The sequence below is a fragment of the Shewanella sp. SM21 genome, from assembly GCF_025654335.1.
In the GTDB taxonomy this organism is placed as follows: domain Bacteria; phylum Pseudomonadota; class Gammaproteobacteria; order Enterobacterales; family Shewanellaceae; genus Shewanella; species Shewanella oncorhynchi.
Genome location: NZ_JAKKRL010000014.1, coordinates 72848 through 92023, shown reverse-complemented (window position 1 = coordinate 92023; position 19176 = coordinate 72848). Strand labels below are relative to the sequence as shown.

Here is a 19176-nt window from a genome sequence, read left to right as displayed (position 1 = left end):
TAATAAATGCATATTAACAATCAGAAGCATCAGGAATTGCAGAGAAAACAGGAGCAACTGTCGCACTTTCTGCTTGTTTATAAGTAAAACGACATTCTGCTGGAGCACCTTTTTGCCACATGGTCACAATACCCGTACCTTCAAATATAATCCAATCTGCACCGGTGTCAGTAGCAACTGTTGGATCTGTAGCACTGGTTCCTTCATCAAAGCTCACTTCTATAGCATTCTCCAACTCAATTTCTGTTGCTTGAAGATAGCCAAATTGCGTAACTGCGTTAGTACCTGTGCCAATATCAACAGAAGGAGGAGGAGTTGCTGTTGCAGCTTTTTTCTCTTCTCCAGCCAAGGCCGCTTTAGAATAAACCAAGCTATTTGCACCTTGGATTGAGGCTTTTAGACCATTCAAAGCAGAAACACGCGCATCACCTTGCAGGTTAATAAACTTAGGTGCCGCTGTGACAGCAAGAATACCTAAGATGATGATCACTACAACTAATTCAATTAAGGTAAAACCTTGTTGTCTTTTCATATAAAACTACCTTTCTTTCTAAGTGAGTACTCATGTGAGTACTAATTAAGTTAAGTCACTTTTAGACTCTATTACTTTTAAACTAAGCTACTTAAAACATGAACAAAATAAAACTATTAATTACTGTCTATGGTACAAATGGTGTTTGAGTGAAGCTTAATACTCTGCCTGTGCCTGGGTTATACACAATTCCCTTAGCACCTACCGTTGTTAAATCAGGGGCAGGAGTGGGTACACCATTCGTTTGATTTAGTACCAGTGAAGCCACTTGGTGATAAACACATAAATCTAAACCTGCGACGACTGCGCCAGTAATTGAGTTAGCACTGCCGCCTGCGGCGTTAATAACACGAGCGGTATAACGTTGATTACGTGCATCTTGGTTAAATAATACGTTACGTGGAGCACTCTGCAACACAGTGTTAAACACTTCTTGGCAACTGGCATTTGTCATAGCTGTCGCACTGGTTACTGAAGTTCCCGTTGGATAGCCAAAACGTGTATCGACATTTACTGTGTTACCGTCGAGAATAACGCTGCTATTTTGACGCCCATCAACTTCCCACTGAGAACGCACAAAGCTAACTGCAGTCGATAAACCACCCGCAACACCGTCAACACTGGCATCTTCAGCATCATCGGTGACATTTAAGAATCGTGGGATCGCCGTTGCGGCGAGTAAACCCAAAATCACAATCACAATCACAAGTTCGATTAATGAGAACCCTGTTTGCTTAGTTTTCATATATATGTCCCCAGACCTCAGAAATTTTATTCTAACAGTTAAATCAATTTTAAAAAGCCATTGAGTTAACAATATTTTACGGAGCAGTCAAAAAAATGACCCTGCCAGAGTTCAGTTGATAGCCTAAACTATCGCCATTTTTAGACCGATAGTGGCAGCTATTATCCTTAGCCAAATAATCCGCCTCTAGACCTAAATTATCAGTTTCAGCGCCCATTAACTGTTGCCACAAATCTTGGCAGCCTTGATAATTTAAGTGCTTAGGTTGTGGCCATCCTAAATCATTGATATCGACAACACTCGACTCAGTTTCTGGGGAGGGATTATCAAATACCTCCCAGTTCAACTGCAATTGCGCCGGCTTACCCAAAGACAACCACTGGGAACGCACCATCACCAGCACATTTAAAAAACGGGCGTGTTCCACTTCCAATCCACGAGCAGCTATTTGTGGTAGCGTAAAAAAGTACTTAGCTCCGATCACCGCCATGATAACCAATACAATTCCAATGGCGATCATACGTCCATAGATACGTAATAGATCGCTTTCAGCCTTTTGCTGAGTCTGCATTTAACCTCAGTTCCACGTATAAGATAGGAAATAAATATTATCCATATCGCTTACTTACCGCCTTTGACCACATTGAGCATATCCCACATTGGCAGATATATCCCCAAGGCCAACACTAAGACAATCACGGCCACAAAACCGATCAAAATTGGCTCCAATTTCGCGGTGAGGTTCTTTAAATCATAGTCTACTTCGCCCTCATAGAAATCTGCCGCATCATTGAGTAATTGATCGATTTGCCCCGTTTCTTCGCCCACAGCCACCATTTGCAGCACTAGTGGCGTAAATAACTTGCTCTGATTCGATACCCTCAGCATAGAGTCGCCAGACTCTATGCCACGGCGCATACCGACTATCTTGTCGTGCATGTAGGCATTATCTACCGCGTCGGCCACTAAACTTAAGGCCTGCGTCATCGGTACGCCCGCACTGAGCATCATAGAGAAACTGCGACAATAACGGGCTAACGTCGAACGCTCAATAATCGACCCTACGGCGGGAATGTGTAACTTCCACTTATCCCACTGCTTCTCACCCTTTTCTGTATGGTGCCAGTAACGAATGCCAATGATAGTGCCAATCAGCGCCACCAACATCAGCGCCCAATAATTCACGAATAGATTTGATGTACCAATCAACACTTTTGTCGCCCACGGCAAGTCGGCGCCAAAGCGAGAAAACATCTCGGCAAACTTAGGGATCACCATGATATTGAGGATCACCATAGCGAGCGCAATCGCAATCAATACAAACATGGGATAACGCATGGCCGATTTAATTCGTCGCCGCGTCTCTTGCTCACGCTCGATATAACCTGAAAGTTGAATGAAGGCATCTTCTAACTTACCCGTGTTCTCACCCACGTGCACCATAGAAACAAACAAAGAATCAAACACATCGGGATGTTGATTCATGGATGATGACAAGGGGCGCCCTGCGGTAAGCTGCTCAGAAATATCATTAAGCGCATCTTTCATTCGCTGGGAATGCGCCGTTTCAGATAAGCCTGCTATTGCCCGCAAAATAGGAATGCCAGAACGGGTCAAGGAGTACATTTGTCGGGTAAAAATCTGTAATTCTTCTAACGCGACTTTGCCACCAAATAACTTAGTCAGTGAGAACGACTTAGCCACTTTGGCGACTTTGACTTCAAGGGGGATAATGCCACGCGCCAATAGCATGTCAGCAGCGGCACTTTCCGACGCGGCATCCAATTGTCCCGTAACGGATTGACCTTGACCACTGCGTCCACGGTATTGATAAATTGGCATAATTACGCCTCAACGCCTTGTTGGCTGATAATATCCTTCGACAAAGGTATCTGAGATTCACTCACGTCTTCCACCAACTTAGCAACCTCTTCAATCGTCGTCATGCCTTCGCTCAGATATTGCAAAGCTGACTCAGCGAGCGGGGTGAAGTTAGGGCTCTGCAACGCGGCTCTGGCAAAATCCTGCGGATTACCAGTACGCATAGCATCGATCATCTTTTCGTCTAGCTCGAGGATCTCAAAAATACCAATACGGCCACGATAACCACTGCCATTACAACTCTGGCAACCCGTGCCAATTCTAAAATTCGCATGGGTAAAATCTTTGCGGCTCACACTACTCAGCCAGGCTTTTTCCTGCGGTGTCGGTTGATACTCTACCCCACAGTTATGGCAGACACGGCGCACTAAACGCTGGGCAATAATCACCCTTAAGGCACTAGCAACTAAATAACTCGCAGCGCCCATATCGAGTAAACGCAGCGCACTGGTGACCGCATCGTTGGTGTGCAAGGTCGATAGCACAAAGTGACCCGTTAATGCGCCCCTAAGACCAATCTCCACGGTTTCTTGGTCACGCATTTCCCCCACCATGATGATATCGGGGTCTTGACGCAAGGTGGTGCGTAATACATTTGAAAAGTTTAAGCCAATCTTATGGTTAACTTGTACTTGGTTGATCCGCGGCAATTGATATTCGACCGGATCTTCGACCGTGATGATCTTACGGTCGGCGGTATTGAGCTCGCTCAAAATACCGTACAAGGTGGTCGTTTTGCCGCTACCCGTTGGACCTGTGACCAGTAGCATGCCGTGGGGACGTTTAATCTGTTTACGAATACGCGCCAAAATAGCAGGCGGCATACCGGTTTCGTTTAAGGTCAATAAACCCGCCGATTGATCGAGTAAACGCATCACCACAGATTCGCCGTGGTAAATCGGCATAGTCGACATACGCACATCGATATGATGACCTTTGATTTCCATATGGAAACGACCATCCTGCGGCAAACGTTTCTCGGAAATATCGAGCCCCGCCATCAACTTAAGTCGCAATACTAAAGCGGCAGCAATATTAACTTCATTCAGAATCGTTTCATGTAGCTGACCATCGATACGCTGGCGAATACGTAAGGTTTTATCACCGGGTTCGATATGAATATCCGAGGCGCGCATTTGCACCGCATCTTCAAAAATCGACTGCAGCAACTTAACCACTGTGGTTTCATTGTCACTGTCACCCGACGTGAGGCTGGCTAAATCGAACATCTCATCGGCGGCGTATTCTTCTTCGAGCTTACCGGCGATCTGTGCAATTTGGTCTGTACGGCGATATAAGTTATCAAACGCTTGCAGCAGTTGCTGCTCGGGCGCTACCGCTAACTTCAAACGCTTAGGTGCGATAAGCATTTCGAGGTGATCGAGCGCCTGCAAATCCGCGGGGTCGCTCATTGCAACTAATACGCTATCGCCCCGGTCTTCAACCGCTAAAGCGCGGAAACGTCGTGCTTGCACCTCAGGAATAAGATGTACCACTTCCGCAGGGATTGGCATTTTACTGATATCCAGCAAAGGCACATTCAATTGTTGCGACAAGAACTGCAGTAACTGATGTTCGGTAATCGATTGCAAATCAATCAGAGTACGGCCCAGTTTTTTGCCCGTATTGCGCTGCTCAGCCAACGCCTGTTGCAACTGCGCTTCAGTAATAATGGTTTCCTGAACTAACAGATCGCCCAAACGCATTTTTAATCTGGGTTTCATTGGCTATCTCCTAGCTGAGTCAAACGTTGTTCAATAAAGGCACTCGCCTGCGCCGATAAGCCTCTATGGCCTAATGCAGTCCGATAGGCTTGGCGTGCTTGGGGAAATTGCTGCTGCGAATCGAGCGCATAGGCCAGCCCCATCCACCATTTAGCCTGTTGAGGTTCTTGTTGTAATAATTGTCTATAGGCTTGTTCTGACAACGAAAACTGCCCTAACTTTTGCGCCAAATCCGATTGTGCCATCCACTTTTGTCTCGCCAGTGGATGCGTGTCAGGTATGTTGGCTAACGTCACTAATGCGAGATCAGCCTGACCAGAGGCTTGCTGAACCCGAGCAAGCAATAAGGCAAAGTCTAACTGCTGTGGGAATAACAGCATGCCTTGCTGTAACACTTCACTGGCTTTGGCTAATTGACCTTGCCCATAATGCAGCGCAGCTAACTGCTTGCGCGCTTCATGCATACTGGGATCAAAGCCTAATGTTTGCTCATAATAACTAATGGCATCTTTGAGTTTGCCATCCCTTTCAGCCTCATTCGCTAATGTGAACCGCTTCTGCGCCAGCTGCTTTGGGGTCAACTTCACCTCAGTAATCGCCATATGCCCTTGCTGTTGGGGCGAGAGTCGATTAGTGTCTGTATCAGCTTTAACTTCTTGTACTTTAAGCTCATTGCTCGCGTTAAGTTCATTATCGGCGGCAACACTGGCACGTTCTGACATCATTAATGCAGAGGGTGCGGCAGCAGTGACCTCGGCGCTTCGCACACTCGATGTCACACGATTTGACTGTGAAGGGCTTGGCTCGCTTGACGTATCAACTAGGTCATCTGCGAGTGCTGAGCTCTCATCTTGTTGCCGTTGTGACTCTTGTTCAACCTCGTTTTCTGATTCAAATTCTTGCGGCTGATTAAGTACAACGTCGTCGGCACTGGGTTCAAGCTCTTCACTCTTAGTCGTAAACTCCTGTGTAGTCGCAACGTTAAGCGGTTCTTCGACGACAACGACGCTTACTGGAGACTGCACAGGCTCGATTTGAGTCTGAGTAGATTCATTTTGCCCATTTGTTTGAGCCGAAATAATCGCTTCAGCAGGCTTTGCCATGAAAAGTTGCCAGCCATAAACCAGAGCGCCACCGAATAGCAATGACACACCACAGAGCAGCAGCCCGTTAAACGGAGCCCGCCTGCGAGCTAAATATTGCACCTGTGGCTGAGCCACGTTGCTGAGCTCATGCCCCTGCTGACGCTTGTCGAGATCCTGCAGCATCTTGTTGATCACGCTCATACAACACCCCTGAAAAAGTGTTGTAATCCCAAACCGAAAGCCACTGTCATCAAAGTGAAAAAAGGCAACCATTTCCACGATAATAATCGGCGAACACTTGCATCTTCGGTGTCTTGAATTGCGGCTTTAATGTGGGAGGTTTGCACACGAGTAGCGCCTTCGCCGAAACTCAATAACAAGGCTTTATGGGCAAGAATATTGATCAATCTGGGGATCCCTCGGGACGCATAAGCTATCTGACGTGTTTCCCGTGATGTAAAGAGTGGTTCGCCCGCACGCCCAGCGATAGCTAATCGGTGGCGAATATAAGCGTCGGTTTCATCCCATGTTAGTGGGCGAAGGTTGTAGCTAAAAGTAATCCGCTGTCTTAATTGCCTAAATTCTTGGCGTTTAAGCCTGTCATCGAGCTCGGGTTGCCCAAATAACACTACCTGTAATAATTTGCGTGTCTCGGTTTCCAGATTAGTGAATAACCGCAGCGCCTCAAGACTGTCGTCAGGCAATGCCTGCGCTTCATCGAGTACCAATACGATGGCGTGCCCGTGGGCGCTCAAGGCTAAAAGCTGCTGTTGAATAAGTCCAGTGAGTTGCTGCTGGTCGATATTGCTGGTGTATTTAAGGCCCAACTCACTCGCTACCGCCCAGCGTAATTCAGCTGGAGTGAGATAAGGATTAGGCAAATATGCGCAATGAAACTGACTCGGCAATTCGTTGATAAGCTTGCGGCAAATCAACGTTTTACCTGTCCCCACTTCCCCTGTCACCTTGATAAAGCCTTCGCCCGTTTGCAGCGCGGTTTGCAACACTTGCAAGGCTTCCACGTGTGGCGACAGGCCGAAAAAAAATCCGGTATTCGGTGTCAGTGAAAATGGAGGTTGGCTTAGGCCAAAATGCTTCTGATACATAGAAGCTTACTTTGTCTCCGGATACCAACGATCTAATAAGGTCTTAGAACGTTGTAGCTCAGTTTTCCAGGTATCAACACCAACTACCGTAGGTTTTAACAGAATAATAAGCTCGGTTTTCTTCTTCTGCTTACTACGGTTTTTAAACAATTCACCGAGGAAAGGAATATCACCCAACAAAGGCACTTGCGATACCACTTCAATGTTTTCACTCTTCATCAAGCCACCGATGATGACTACGTCACCGGAGGCGGCGCGGATGACAGTATCAGACTCACGAATTTCACTCTGCGCTAACGGTAGCTCCAACGAAGCGTCACTCACTTTGATGTCTTTAGTCTGCTCTTTCACATCGATAACGGATGGATGCACGTGCAATAACACATTACCGTCACTATCAATTTGCGGCGTAACGTCTAAGGCAATGCCCGAGAAAAATGGCGTAAGCTCGACTTGTGGAGTGGTCACAGGCGTTGTACCCGCAACTGTGGTCGATGAAACGTCGGTGACAAAGTACTCATCAGTACCGACTTTGATCACCGCTTTTTGGTTATTCGATGCAGTCACCCTTGGGCTAGACAATACATCCACATCGCCTTGGGTATCTAACAGATTGATCATGGTCGTAAAGTCAGAACCTTTAATACTCAGCGAGGTCACACCACCAATCGCCGAGGTGATTTTATCGTTTAAACCAGGGCCCGCTGATGTTCCAAAATTCACATTCGTATTGCCAACATGTCCCAGAACATTATCCCATTGGATACCTTGCTGATAACCATCGGATAAGGTGACTTCGAGGATCTTCGCTTCTAAAATCACTTGGCGCTGCAAATGACTTTCTGCGGAATTTAAGAAAGTACGCACTTGACGTAATTCACTAGGAAAAGCACGAATGGTCACTAAACCCGCCTGCGGCGTAACAACAACCTGACGACCGCCACCTGTTTCGCCGATTATCGAGGATAATGTCTCTTTCAAGTCCCCCCAAAAATCTGTCTTAGTACGCGAACGGATAAAAGTACCGTTGCTACTATCGCTACCGCTATTACTGCTCGAGTTATTGCCATTACTGCTGTTCGAATTATTGTTATTATTCGAGCCGCTATTGTTTGAATTGTTATTGTTCGAATTACTATTGGAATTATTGCTATCCGAAATCCGTCCTGAACTCACTGACGTCACAGATAAGCCATCGCGTTCCATATAGAGATAGTTCAGCGGAAACGTCTCGGTACGCATCCCAGCAGGAAACACTCTTAGGATGCGCCCTTCGCGACTCACTTCGTAGCCGTAGATATCTTCAACCACTTGAATTGCTTCAGTTAACGTCACACCTTTAAGGGATAATGAGATCGTACCTTGCACGTCAGGATGTACGGCGACACTCAGTGGTGTACCTTGGACTAAGCTTGGAAAAAATACTTTAGCATCAACATCGTGGGCTGATACATCGAAACGACGCTCAGTTTCCAATGTGGGGGTCAAACCTGATAGCAATGCGCCTGAATTCAATTCCCGCTGAACCGCATCCGGCATAGTCGCAGGCGGTGGCGTCGTTGATGCCGTTGCCGTCGCCATTGAGGCCGCTAATTCTGCCTTACTCGCCTCCGGCTGTGGCCTATTTGTGGTCTGACACGCCACAAGGCAAAGTGAGAGCAGAGGTGTAAAGTATTTAATCGCTTTCATCTGAGGTGTATTCCCTATCTCTCTGTTATTGCTTGAAACAATGTCAATTTCCGTCCATCGGACAGCGATACATAAGTGGGGGTAATTTTAACGATACTCAGCCCCTGAACGCTGTCGCCAACAGACAATATCTTGTTATTTATCACAGCATAAGCCGTGTTTCCTGAGCTTACTATGCTGTTAAGTACAAGCGCCTGATCCTGCGTTTGACTCGCATGACCCTGCACAGCAAAGCCTTTACCGGGCAAAGTCGGGTCGCGCAGCGATTCAGCAGACACCATAGGGCTACTAACCAATAACAACACACTGATAATATAAGACTTATTTAGAGACACTGATAAAGTCCTTATTAATACTCAAGGTATAAAGTTCAATCTCAACGGTCGCTTTTGGATATTCTGCGACTTTATAGTCGAGACGCTTCCAATAAAGTTTATCTGGCATGGCCTCAACGGCTTCAACAAAGCGCAACACAGAAAAATAATCGCCCTCTAGACTTAAGCGAATACCATGGCTATATAGATTGAGTTTTTTCTCTTCACCCACGGGTAACAAAGGGATGGGCGCTATCGACATAAACTTAATTAATTTAATCCCTTGCACTTGTCCTAGTAAATTACCCAGCAACTGCGGCATATAGTCAGCCGGCACCATATCCACCATCTGCTCATCGAGCTGGGCATCTAGGGCTTGATTTTGTTGCTGCAACAACACTAAACGCTGTTGGTAATCTTGATTGGGATCTAACGCTAAACGTTGCTGATACAAGTCAACCTGCTGAGCCGAAATCGCGTTTTCCTGCTCTAAAGCTTTTAGCTGTTGTGAAACAGCCACATGGGTTTTCCACAGGGACTCTAAGGGTAAATAACTCAGCATGCCGACCACGGCCAGAATGGCGACTGAGATCAACACTCGCTCACGGCGACTTAGCGCATCAAACTGTTGTCCTAATTGGGCTAACTTTTGCTTCATTGCGCGGCTTCCTCCTTGTTATCGCTTTTCAAGGTAAAGGCCAAAGGTTTATCTTCACCGCGATCCATGCTCATCGACGAGAAAGCTTGCCCCTTTAAAGTCTGCGTAGTTTTGAGTTTGCCAATCCACTGCGGAATGCTTTGAGGATGGTCGGCAAAACCTTCGAACATAAAATCTTGCTCATTAATGACGATATGACTAAGCCAAACACTCGCATCCGACACGACGGCTAAATCTTTAAGAACTGGCGCAAAACCACGGCTAGTTAAAGAAGTCCTAAGACTCAATTCTCCCATGAGTAATTGCTTCAACTCTAACTGTTGTTCCGCTAAATCGACTCGCGCAACAAGATCGGCATCGGGTTTACGCGCAGCAATTTGTGCTTCTAATGCCTGTTTTTGGGTATCGAATTGCTGCTTTTGTTGGGCAGCCAACTGCTGGGCCTGTTGTAACTCACTGACTTGCCAGTAGCTATAACCACCTAAAACCGCAAATAAGATCGCAAAAACCAAGGCGTAAGCACTTAAACGCGCAAAGGTTAATCTTTGCTTCGGGGGCAATAATGAAGGAGTGTAAAGATTGACTCGGTATTTAATCACTCAGTACCTCGATAAAATTCAGCAAAGGCTAATCCCGCCATTCGCGCGCCAACACAGCTTTTATCAATGACATTCACAGCTTGATTGAAGTTTGCCGAGACTAACTTAGCTAAAGCATCCACGGCACCATCGGCGAGGAGTTCGATAGAAGATACCGGAGCCTGTCTCAATTGACTTTCAAAATAATCCATAGAACGCTGAATTTCTAAGCTTAAATTGTCTGCCATGCCATAACTTAACTCATCCGCTTGAGTCTTATCCAATTGAGTAAATCCGCGCACGCGACGCTGCATATACAGCTGACCTTGCTTAACCACAGTCAGTAGCAATTCTTGACCGGGATTATGGCTTACTACCAGACGCGCTTGGTTGTCATCATTAAATAGGTTAGTTACGGCTAACTCTTCGATACTAATACCGAAAAGTTGTAAATCTTGTTCATGAATGGCCTGCACCATGCTCACTAACTTAGCTTTATCCACCACCACAACATTGATTTTATTACTCGGAATGGGTGACTCAAAGTAATCCAAATGGATTTGCGGTACAGGTAGCGTGACCATGTCTTTAATTGACCACAGCAAAGCTTGGGATAACTCGACAGTATCGACATTCGGTTTATCGGTCAGTAGTAATTGATAAAGGCCTGAAGCCAAAATCAGCTGTAACTGTGCATTGGGAAAGGATTTAGCCACAGCAGCAAACGCCAATGACCAGTGCTCATCTTTCAGCTCAAAGGGTAACCACTGCTCAGCATTTTCTTTTTGGGCAGGTGCGTAAACCCATAATTTGTCGGCGCAGACATAGACACCAAGGCTAGTCGGTTCTGTTCTCTTCTGCCAAAAGGCTAATCGACCTATAAGACTTTTTTCCATAAAGATGCCTATAACCAACTGAATTTAAAAGCTTGAGTAGTCTCTTTCGCACAAACTTCCTGTCACTCCACTCTCCAGTGCTCCTTGACCTATGACCTGCTCGATACAGAATAAAAACCGCAAACGTCATATTTTTGGCACTGGCTAGTTTAGCCGCAAATGCTCGTATTTTATAGATAAATACGTGAATAATAGGATCTATTTGTCTCTAAGACGACATTAATCACCCAAACACTGAACTTCCCTTACTTAGCCTCTATGGGTTCACTGAAATACATTCCTTGCGCTGCGCCAACACCGAGGATTTGCAGTGTCTGCCACTCTTCAAAGACTTCTACCCCTTCGGCGCAGACTTGTACTTCCGTTCGATATAAACCACCAATCAAACTGCGAATAAATAATTGGTTTTCTGGTCGTAAATGAATATGACGCACGATGGATCTGTGTAACTTAATTAAATCAAAATGGCATTCGCGAATGTAATAAGTACCGACAACCTGCTGACCCACATGGTCGACACATAATCTCGCGCCCATTTTACGGATCATATCTAATTTAGGCTGCAACTTTTCTTGATGTTGAATAACGACATCTTCAGACACTTCGAAAATCAGTCGCGTGGTTAGATGGCGATATTCTAATAGCGTCGTTTTTAGCCATTGAGTGAAGGCTCGGCTCATTAGCGAATCCAAACTCAGATTAATACTGTATATCTGCGGCGCTGATGTCTTAACTGTTTGAGCATTCGATATGCCGTCTGCTAATTCATTCGACAATAATAACAATACCCGCTCAATAATTTGCCGTTCGACCTGTGGCATTAAGCCACATTTATTAGCCATTGGAATAAACAGTGTGGCACGGATTAACGCCCCCTGATTATCCCGAGCCCGCGTAAATATCTCTTTATGGTGCTCATTACCATCGGAGTCGATTATGGGTTGGCTAAAGGGGAAGAATCGCCTTTGCACTAACGCATTTTCTAAAAAACTACGCCAACGCACTGAGCCTTTGGCAAATTCTTCATCAATCGCGCCTTTGTCGTACATAAACCAATTACTATTACCCTGTAATTGTGCCGCCCTCAAAGCCATATCGGCTTCTTCAATTAACTGAGCCGCATTATCGCCTGCGGTAAAATAAGCGCATCCGAGGTGGAAAAAGTTATCGCTATTCTCAACATCAGGCAAAGGCTGGCTTAGACATATCTTGAGTAATTTGCTGGCAAATTGATCCGCTTCAATTAAGGAGATTTGCGGCACGACTATGGCAAATTGATTATGGGAACGACGGGCAAAAATACTATTAGCTTGAGTTTGCAGCAATTGACTTATTGCATTAACAGTCGAGTTTAATAGCTCTTTCGTCACTGCTTCACCTTGGGATTGCTGCAATAAATCCAGATCATCCATTTCTAATAAATAGATTACCCCATGGGCAAGCATAGCCTGATTATGACTAAGGGCGTCGAGACGATTATTCAAAAAGAGTCGGTTACCAATGCGCGTTTCCGCATCAAGAAAGGTATTAGAACGGATGAACTTGTCGAAACGCCCACGCTCCTTTTGTGCGTCCTGTAACTCTTCTAACAACTTAGTCAAAGCACGGTTAATCAGCCTTGGTTTACCATTTCCAGGGGTAGCGAGTGCTTGCTCATGCTTACCTTGCAGAATCAATCGACTGCGTAAGGCTAATTCTTCAATGCCATCGAGCTGCTGTGAAAACCATAAATAACCAAAACGCACTAAGGCAGCCACGGCTAAGATACCGACCAACAAAATCAGAATTTCATACCAACTGAAAGTGTAATGTTCAAAGGGCTGAGTCAAGGTTAACTGCATACGCAAGCCTGATGTCGGCTCTAGCACATGGTCATACACCATCGCATTTTGCGTAGAAAAGTTGCCTTCATAGGCAAATAACACTTCATCTTTCAAGGTCAACCGAAAATTAACGGCATTGTAAGCAAGCAGCATGGGCGGTAGCCAGGCCTCTAGCTCCCAATCAGGTTGGTGTTGGAACTGATCGACTAACATAGTTTCGAGTTCAGCTACTTTTTGCTGCTGAAATTTATAGGTCAGCTGCACGAAACTCATCATAGCGCTCAGCAAAAATACGAAGGCGATAGCGGCTAATGACATTAACCAAAAGCTGGTTAATTTTGTAGTTAACATTCGGGTGAATTTCATCTATCCGCTATCCTGCAGGATTATTATAATTATTTGTGCTATTTTAACAGGAGTACAACAAAGTTGTCCGTTGATTATTCAGTAGCATAACCTAAAAGGCAACTAAGACGCTGTGACTTTAATGTCCACTTAAAAACAAAAAAGAGGCTAATTAGCCTCTTTTCGATGTTTTTACCACTTTTAGCCTAGTCGGCGTATTTAGGTAAAGTGGTGATTGCAGCCACACCAGAGTCGATAGCCGCTTGTGCAACAGCACGGGCGACATTTGGCAATAAACGTGGGTCCATAGGTTTTGGCAGCACGTATTCTGGGCCAAAACTCAACGACGTCACATTAGGGTAAGCCTTCAATACACTCGCGGGTACAGGCTCTTTTGCCAGTGATGCAATTGCATGAACTGCCGCAATTTTCATCTCATCATTAATGCAAGACGCACGCACATCCAATGCACCACGGAAAATAAATGGGAAACACAATACATTATTGACTTGGTTTGGATAGTCGCTACGACCCGTACCCATGATCAAATCACTACGCGTTGCATGAGCAAGTGCAGGTTTGATTTCAGGATCTGGGTTAGAACACGCAAAAATCACTGGCTTATCGGCCATCAGCGCGACTTCTTCTGCACCAATGACGTCAGGACCTGATAGACCTAAAAATACGTCTGCGCCTTTAATAACATCAAGAAGCGTGCGTTTCTCGGTATCATTCGCAAATAGTGCTTTATATTCATTAAGATCTGTACGGCCAGAATGAATAACACCTTTAGTGTCTAGCATGTAAATGTTGGCGCGATTCGCACCGCATTTTACCAGCATAGTCATACAAGCGATGGCAGCAGCACCCGCACCCATACACACAAAAGTCGCGTCGCTTATCAACTTGCCTTGAATTTCCAGCGCATTGATCATACCCGCCGCAGTCACGATTGCGGTGCCGTGTTGATCGTCATGGAATACTGGCACTTTACAACGAGCAATCAATTCACGTTCGATAACAAAGCATTCGGGCGCTTTAATATCTTCAAGATTGATACCACCAAAAGTGTCAGCAATCGCAGCAACAGTATTGATAAATTCCTCAGGCGTATTATGCGTAATCTCAATATCTGTCGAATCGATATTCGCAAAATGCTTGAACAATAATGCTTTACCTTCCATTACAGGTTTAGAAGCCAAAGGGCCCAAATTCCCTAAACCTAAGATAGCCGTACCATTGGTAATCACGGCAACCGTATTACCTTTATTGGTATAACGATACGCATTGTCAGGATCTGCAGCGATTTCGCGTACTGGCTCAGCCACACCTGGGCTATAAGCTAGGGCGAGATCGTGACTCGTTTCGGCGGGTTTGGTAAGGCAAACTGCGGTTTTGCCTGGTATGGGAAATTCATGATAATCGAGTGCTTGTTGACGAATATCTGACATTTTAAAATCCTGAAATGCGACATTTATAATTTATGAGAGTAAGACCTACCAACACACATCTAGTCTCACCAAAGGGTGATGTTAATAGTCTGGCTGGTCGGGGTAAGATACGCCAATAAGGGGAATTTATAAATAAGAGATTCATAAATTTCACTTTAGCCGCCAAATAGACCCTCTAAGCTTAGTTTTATAAACTTATCTCCTATAATAAAGCTGCATTTCTTAATATTTTTTGTAGGAAACAAACATATATTTTGTAGTTAATGCGCTAGTTGTAGCGACTTAATCTCAAAAATGTTGGTTAAATTACAATATATGGCGACTAGCATATTTATCTTATAGTTAATTGCTATAAATAAGTCGAATTATACACTTGAACTCTCAATACAAAATAAGTTGACTATTTATTGAGTGAAGTCGTACCAGCTAGATATGTAGAATAAGCAGAATAAAGAAAATTGACGAATAACAAAAAGCAAAAAGGCGCCATAGGCGCCTTTTCTAGAAACAATGCAATCGCAATTATTTCTTTGCAAGCACTGCGAAGCGCTTGTTGAATTTGTCGATACGACCGCCGGTATCAACAACTTTTTGTGTACCAGTGTAGAATGGGTGACAAGCACCACATACGTCTAAATGCAGATCTTTACCAGCAGTAGAGTTTACTTTGATAACGTTACCACAAGTACAGTTTGCAGTGATGATAGCGTATGTTGGGTGGATACCTGGTTTCATTGGGGTTACCTCAAAAGTGTAAGGCCATGTCGCTCTTCCAACCCGTAGTCGGACACCACATGCATGTTAATAACAATATGTTTAGGGCGCAGAATGGTACAGCATACCTACAAGGGATACAAGTAGATTATCTGAGCGTTTGCCGGTTAATCTGTGTCTATTTTGACTTTAGTTAAGCGGCTTATTTTCCCGCTTCTTTAGCCTCAAATACCGCCCGCGCTTCTTTAGCATCAGAATGCTGATCCAAAATCATTTTCGAAGGACAAGATAGCACCGCATTACTCTTGAGTGCATTGATTCTATTCTTCGAGAAAGCCACAGGATTTGCCTCGTAAATCGCCAACATAGCGCCATATACACTCACATCCCAATCCTTGGCATATCGATTGGCGATACGCCACAACGTCTCGCCAGCAAGATACGTTAACTGGCAATGTTCGGGCGTCTGTGAGGCCGTTTCAGCAATATTCTGTTTTTGCTCATTATTTGCCGTTTTCACTATTTGTGGAACCACTGTTTCAGTTGCAGCGTTTTCAACAGCCCCTTTTTCAACAGCAATCGTCTCAGAGGTTTTAGCGAAGGCGTTTATCTCAGTAGCCGACGTATTTTGTTTATTCGCGGCTTCAGGAAATTTAAAGCCAGTCACCACTTCTACCGTTGGTACTTTGGATTGAGTATTTGCAGCAGTAACAACAGTCGCTGCGGGCGTTACCTCTACATGTGGCTTTGATTCTGTCACCACTGTTACAGGCTTAATGCCCACTTTATCCGCACTTTTGGGGGTGCCCGCTGTGGTGGTATTTTTAGTGTCCGGAACCGCTTTTGTCGTTAACGCGGCAGAGGCCGGTTTAGCCGCACCGAATAAATTGATACTTTTGACGTCATACCATCGGTCAAGGCGATACTCTCTCACTAAGAGTTTAGCGCTGCTATCCTTCACATCTTCAACGCCAGTGAGTAAAACTAAAAAGCGATTAATCTCCTCAACCATTAACCTTTCTTCGCCGCTAGCTTGCTGCACGACAAACTCTAAGCGCGACATATCTTGATTGTCTGCGATCACATTCACCCTGAGTTTAGGGTAAGCGCCTAATTCAAACATCCGGCTATTAATGCTCACATGGGAGACTTGTGCCATGCTAGGTGCGCTGCACACCAAAGCAAGTAGACCTAATGATTTCACTATATTAGCCATTTATTTACTCTCAACTATCCTTGGTAAACCATCATTAGGGCTAGCCCTAGCCAGCCGCGCTGAGTACACTAAACCACATTCTTGTCTAAGACTTGCCTGCATATGTCATTGTTTGTCGAAGTTGCGTTACCTGTGCCTATGCGGCAAACCTTTAGCTACCGCGTACCCGAATCCTATCCTAGTACACCGCAAATAGGTGTGCGCGTTAAAGTTCCCTTCGGTCGTCAACAATTGATCGGGTTAGTCACAGGTATCACTGAGTCTTGCAGCTTAGCCCCAAAGCAAATTAAGTCTGTGCTCGAGTTTATCGACGATAAACCTTTACTGCCTGAATCACTTTATAAATTAACTCTTTGGGCTGCGAGATACTATTTTTGCAGCCAAGGGCAGATGCTAACCCAAGCCTTACCTGTGGCCCTGCGTAAAGGGCTAGATGCCGCGCCACAAAAGATCCAATTCTGGCAATTAACTGAAATAGGCCAAAATATTGCGCCCGAAGCGGTTAAACGCGCACCCGCACAGAAAAAACTACTCGAGTTACTCAAAACCGCCAGCTTAACCCAAGAAGAGGTTATCAGCTTAGACATCAGTAAAGCGGCGCTTAAAGCCCTAGAAGATAAAGGCTGGGTGGCACGCCATGAAAAAATTGCCGAGCTTAACCTCGACTGGCGCACCACACTCGAAATGGACGAAACGCCACATAAACTCAATAAAGAACAAGCCGTCGCCGTTGCCACTTTAAATCTGCAACAAGGATATCACTGTACTTTATTAGAAGGCATTACCGGTTCGGGTAAAACGGAAGTCTATCTTGCTGTACTCGAAGAAATCCTCAAGCAAGGCAAACAAGCGTTAATTTTAGTGCCTGAAATCGGCTTAACACCCCAGACAATCAATCGCTTTAAGCGCCGCTTCAAAGTCAATGTTGCCATTTTGCATTCAGGGTTAACCGACAATCAGAGACTCGAAGCATGGCGCCAAGCCCGCTGTGGTCAGGCTGCAATCATTATCGGCACCCGCTCAGCCTTGTTCACACCTATGGCGTATCCCGGCATCATCATACTCGATGAAGAACACGACAGTAGCTTCAAGCAACAGGAAGGTGTTGGTTATCATGCCCGCGACTTGGCAGTCATGCGTGGCCATTTAGAAGCGATTCCGGTGATTTTGGGCACAGCGACGCCCTCACTCGAAAGTCTACAAAATGCCTTAAGCGGCCGTTACCATCATTTACAATTGGGTGAACGCGCAGGTGCGGCTAAAAAAGTGCGCCAAGGCATTATCGACATTAAAAATATGCCGCTGAAAGCCGGTATGTCAGTGCCGTTACTGAACGAAATCCGCCTGCATTTAGACGCAGGCAACCAAGTCTTGTTGTTTCTCAATCGCCGCGGCTTCGCACCAGCCCTGCTTTGCCACGAGTGTGGGCACTTACACGAATGCGACCGCTGCGACGCGTTTTTCACAGTACATCAATCCCTTGGCGAAATTTGCTGTCACCATTGTGGCAATCAATACGCTATCCCTAAGCAGTGTCACAAATGTGGCAGCACTATGTTGATGGGCCAAGGCATAGGCACAGAACAGCTCGCCGAAGCGCTGCAGCAAGAGTTTCCGAAACATCCCGTGGTGCGCATCGACCGTGATACGACCCGCCTTAAAGGTTCATTAGAAACCCACTTAAATGCGATTCATAAGGGGGAATATAAAATCCTCGTCGGCACGCAAATGCTGGCTAAAGGCCATCACTTCCCTGATGTCACGCTTGTTGGGTTACTCGATGTCGATGGCGCCTTATTTAGTGCCGACTTCCGCGCACCTGAGCGTTTTGGGCAACTCTATACCCAAGTTGCAGGTCGTGCAGGGCGCGCCAGTAAACCCGGCACGGTATTATTGCAAACTCACCAGAGCGACAATCCCATTTTGCGGGATTTGCTGCACCGCGGTTATGGCGAGTTTGCTCGCAGCCAGCTCAAAGAACGTCAACAGGCACTGCTGCCGCCAGCATGGCACATGGTGCTGGTGCGCGCCGAAGCGCATTTAGCCAGTGATGCCGATAACTTTCTCAACGCCTTCGCCGCGCTCTTGCCCCAAGATAAAGAATTTGAGGTGATTGGTCCTATGCCAGCGCCCTTAGATAAAAAAGCCGGCAAGTTCCGCCGCCAACTCTTATTCCAAGCTAAAAACCGCAATCGCTTGCAACAAGAGTTTGAACGTATTCATCCGCTTGTAGAACAACTTATCGAAGCTAAACGCTGCCGATGGAGCTTAGACAGAGATCCACAGGATCTCCTCTGAGTCGAGTATTTGACAATCATTTGATAAAAAATCATCGGGAAGATAGCAATTGTTAACCACAAACGGCTAAAATATGCGGTTATTCCCTGTATTCACTCTTAAAGTTAGTGCCGATTAGAAC

General features: G+C 45.6%; 17 protein-coding genes. 1 reads left to right on the top strand and 16 read right to left on the bottom strand.

Annotation, left to right across the window (positions count from 1 at the left end; genetic code table 11):
• Positions 1–13: 13 nt before the first annotated feature.
• From L5L94_RS17770 to L5L94_RS17695, 16 genes are all read right to left on the bottom strand, one after another.
• Positions 14–532 (bottom strand): prepilin-type N-terminal cleavage/methylation domain-containing protein, encoded by a 519-nt coding sequence (locus L5L94_RS17770; RefSeq protein WP_107881443.1) that lies wholly within the window; start codon positions 530–532, stop codon positions 14–16.
• 127 nt (positions 533–659) lie between these two features.
• Positions 660–1277, bottom strand: coding sequence for a prepilin-type N-terminal cleavage/methylation domain-containing protein (locus L5L94_RS17765; RefSeq protein WP_105251278.1), 618 nt, complete (start codon positions 1275–1277; stop codon positions 660–662).
• 76 nt (positions 1278–1353) lie between these two features.
• Positions 1354–1848 (bottom strand): MSHA biogenesis protein MshF, encoded by a 495-nt coding sequence (locus tag L5L94_RS17760; protein ID WP_263164331.1) that lies wholly within the window; start codon positions 1846–1848, stop codon positions 1354–1356.
• Between the two features lie 50 nt (positions 1849–1898).
• Entirely contained in the window at positions 1899–3119 is a 1221-nt protein-coding gene (locus L5L94_RS17755; RefSeq protein WP_126491075.1) for a type II secretion system F family protein, read from the bottom strand.
• A 2-nt stretch (positions 3120–3121) separates the two neighbouring features.
• Positions 3122–4882, bottom strand: coding sequence for a GspE/PulE family protein (locus tag L5L94_RS17750; protein WP_263164328.1), 1761 nt, complete (start codon positions 4880–4882; stop codon positions 3122–3124).
• On the bottom strand, positions 4879–6168 hold the full coding sequence (locus L5L94_RS17745; protein WP_263164327.1) for a tetratricopeptide repeat protein: 1290 nt from the start codon (positions 6166–6168) through the stop codon (positions 4879–4881). The genes L5L94_RS17750 and L5L94_RS17745 overlap by 4 nt, the downstream gene beginning before the upstream one ends.
• Complete coding sequence (locus tag L5L94_RS17740) at positions 6165–7073, bottom strand: ExeA family protein (protein ID WP_263164325.1); 909 nt, start codon at positions 7071–7073, stop codon at positions 6165–6167. The genes L5L94_RS17745 and L5L94_RS17740 overlap by 4 nt, the downstream gene beginning before the upstream one ends.
• A gap of 6 nt (positions 7074–7079) precedes the next feature.
• A complete protein-coding gene (mshL, locus tag L5L94_RS17735) occupies positions 7080–8762 on the bottom strand; it encodes a pilus (MSHA type) biogenesis protein MshL (protein ID WP_263164324.1) in 1683 nt (560 codons plus the stop codon).
• Positions 8763–8776: 14 nt separating this feature from the next.
• Positions 8777–9097 carry an MSHA biogenesis protein MshK gene (locus L5L94_RS17730; protein WP_263164322.1) on the bottom strand — a complete coding sequence of 107 codons (321 nt, stop codon included), beginning with the start codon at positions 9095–9097 and terminating at the stop codon, positions 8777–8779.
• Positions 9084–9734 (bottom strand): MSHA biogenesis protein MshJ, encoded by a 651-nt coding sequence (locus L5L94_RS17725; RefSeq protein WP_198573053.1) that lies wholly within the window; start codon positions 9732–9734, stop codon positions 9084–9086. The genes L5L94_RS17730 and L5L94_RS17725 overlap by 14 nt, the downstream gene beginning before the upstream one ends.
• Positions 9731–10333: a fimbrial assembly protein gene (locus L5L94_RS17720; RefSeq protein WP_113940089.1), complete on the bottom strand. Its 603-nt coding sequence runs from the start codon at positions 10331–10333 to the stop codon at positions 9731–9733. The genes L5L94_RS17725 and L5L94_RS17720 overlap by 4 nt, the downstream gene beginning before the upstream one ends.
• On the bottom strand, positions 10330–11208 hold the full coding sequence (locus L5L94_RS17715) for an MSHA biogenesis protein MshI (protein ID WP_263142551.1): 879 nt from the start codon (positions 11206–11208) through the stop codon (positions 10330–10332). Before L5L94_RS17715 ends, L5L94_RS17720 begins: the two co-directional genes overlap by 4 nt.
• Before the next feature lie 245 nt (positions 11209–11453).
• Positions 11454–13397 carry an RNase E specificity factor CsrD gene (gene csrD, locus L5L94_RS17710; RefSeq protein WP_263164321.1) on the bottom strand — a complete coding sequence of 648 codons (1944 nt, stop codon included), beginning with the start codon at positions 13395–13397 and terminating at the stop codon, positions 11454–11456.
• A gap of 185 nt (positions 13398–13582) precedes the next feature.
• Positions 13583–14827: a malic enzyme-like NAD(P)-binding protein gene (locus L5L94_RS17705; protein WP_105251266.1), complete on the bottom strand. Its 1245-nt coding sequence runs from the start codon at positions 14825–14827 to the stop codon at positions 13583–13585.
• Between the two features lie 522 nt (positions 14828–15349).
• Entirely contained in the window at positions 15350–15562 is a 213-nt protein-coding gene (gene rpmE, locus L5L94_RS17700) for a 50S ribosomal protein L31 (protein ID WP_063883331.1), read from the bottom strand.
• Positions 15563–15743: 181 nt separating this feature from the next.
• Positions 15744–16757: a FimV/HubP family polar landmark protein gene (locus L5L94_RS17695; RefSeq protein WP_263164320.1), complete on the bottom strand. Its 1014-nt coding sequence runs from the start codon at positions 16755–16757 to the stop codon at positions 15744–15746.
• A 102-nt stretch (positions 16758–16859) separates the two neighbouring features.
• Here L5L94_RS17695 and priA point away from each other — a divergent pair, with 102 nt between their 5' ends.
• Positions 16860–19055, top strand: coding sequence for a primosomal protein N' (gene priA, locus L5L94_RS17690; RefSeq protein ID WP_113940093.1), 2196 nt, complete (start codon positions 16860–16862; stop codon positions 19053–19055).
• The last annotated feature ends 121 nt before the right edge of the window (positions 19056–19176 follow it).

Bases quoted from the DNA above. Each gene is read 5' to 3' on its own strand.
- L5L94_RS17765 (WP_105251278.1), bottom strand. From the start codon at position 1,277: ATGAAAACTAAGCAAACAGGGTTCTCATTAATCGAACTTGTGATTGTG.
- L5L94_RS17770 (WP_107881443.1), bottom strand. From the start codon at position 532: ATGAAAAGACAACAAGGTTTTACCTTAATTGAATTAGTTGTAGTGATC.
- rpmE (WP_063883331.1), bottom strand. From the start codon at position 15,562: ATGAAACCAGGTATCCACCCAACATACGCTATCATCACTGCAAACTGT.
- L5L94_RS17705 (WP_105251266.1), bottom strand. From the start codon at position 14,827: ATGTCAGATATTCGTCAACAAGCACTCGATTATCATGAATTTCCCATA.
- L5L94_RS17755 (WP_126491075.1), bottom strand. From the start codon at position 3,119: ATGCCAATTTATCAATACCGTGGACGCAGTGGTCAAGGTCAATCCGTT.
- mshL (WP_263164324.1), bottom strand. From the start codon at position 8,762: ATGAAAGCGATTAAATACTTTACACCTCTGCTCTCACTTTGCCTTGTG.
- L5L94_RS17760 (WP_263164331.1), bottom strand. From the start codon at position 1,848: ATGCAGACTCAGCAAAAGGCTGAAAGCGATCTATTACGTATCTATGGA.
- priA (WP_113940093.1), top strand. From the start codon at position 16,860: ATGTCATTGTTTGTCGAAGTTGCGTTACCTGTGCCTATGCGGCAAACC.
- L5L94_RS17725 (WP_198573053.1), bottom strand. From the start codon at position 9,734: ATGAAGCAAAAGTTAGCCCAATTAGGACAACAGTTTGATGCGCTAAGT.
- csrD (WP_263164321.1), bottom strand. From the start codon at position 13,397: ATGAAATTCACCCGAATGTTAACTACAAAATTAACCAGCTTTTGGTTA.
- L5L94_RS17740 (WP_263164325.1), bottom strand. From the start codon at position 7,073: ATGTATCAGAAGCATTTTGGCCTAAGCCAACCTCCATTTTCACTGACA.
- L5L94_RS17695 (WP_263164320.1), bottom strand. From the start codon at position 16,757: ATGGCTAATATAGTGAAATCATTAGGTCTACTTGCTTTGGTGTGCAGC.
- L5L94_RS17750 (WP_263164328.1), bottom strand. From the start codon at position 4,882: ATGAAACCCAGATTAAAAATGCGTTTGGGCGATCTGTTAGTTCAGGAA.
- L5L94_RS17715 (WP_263142551.1), bottom strand. From the start codon at position 11,208: ATGGAAAAAAGTCTTATAGGTCGATTAGCCTTTTGGCAGAAGAGAACA.
- L5L94_RS17745 (WP_263164327.1), bottom strand. From the start codon at position 6,168: ATGAGCGTGATCAACAAGATGCTGCAGGATCTCGACAAGCGTCAGCAG.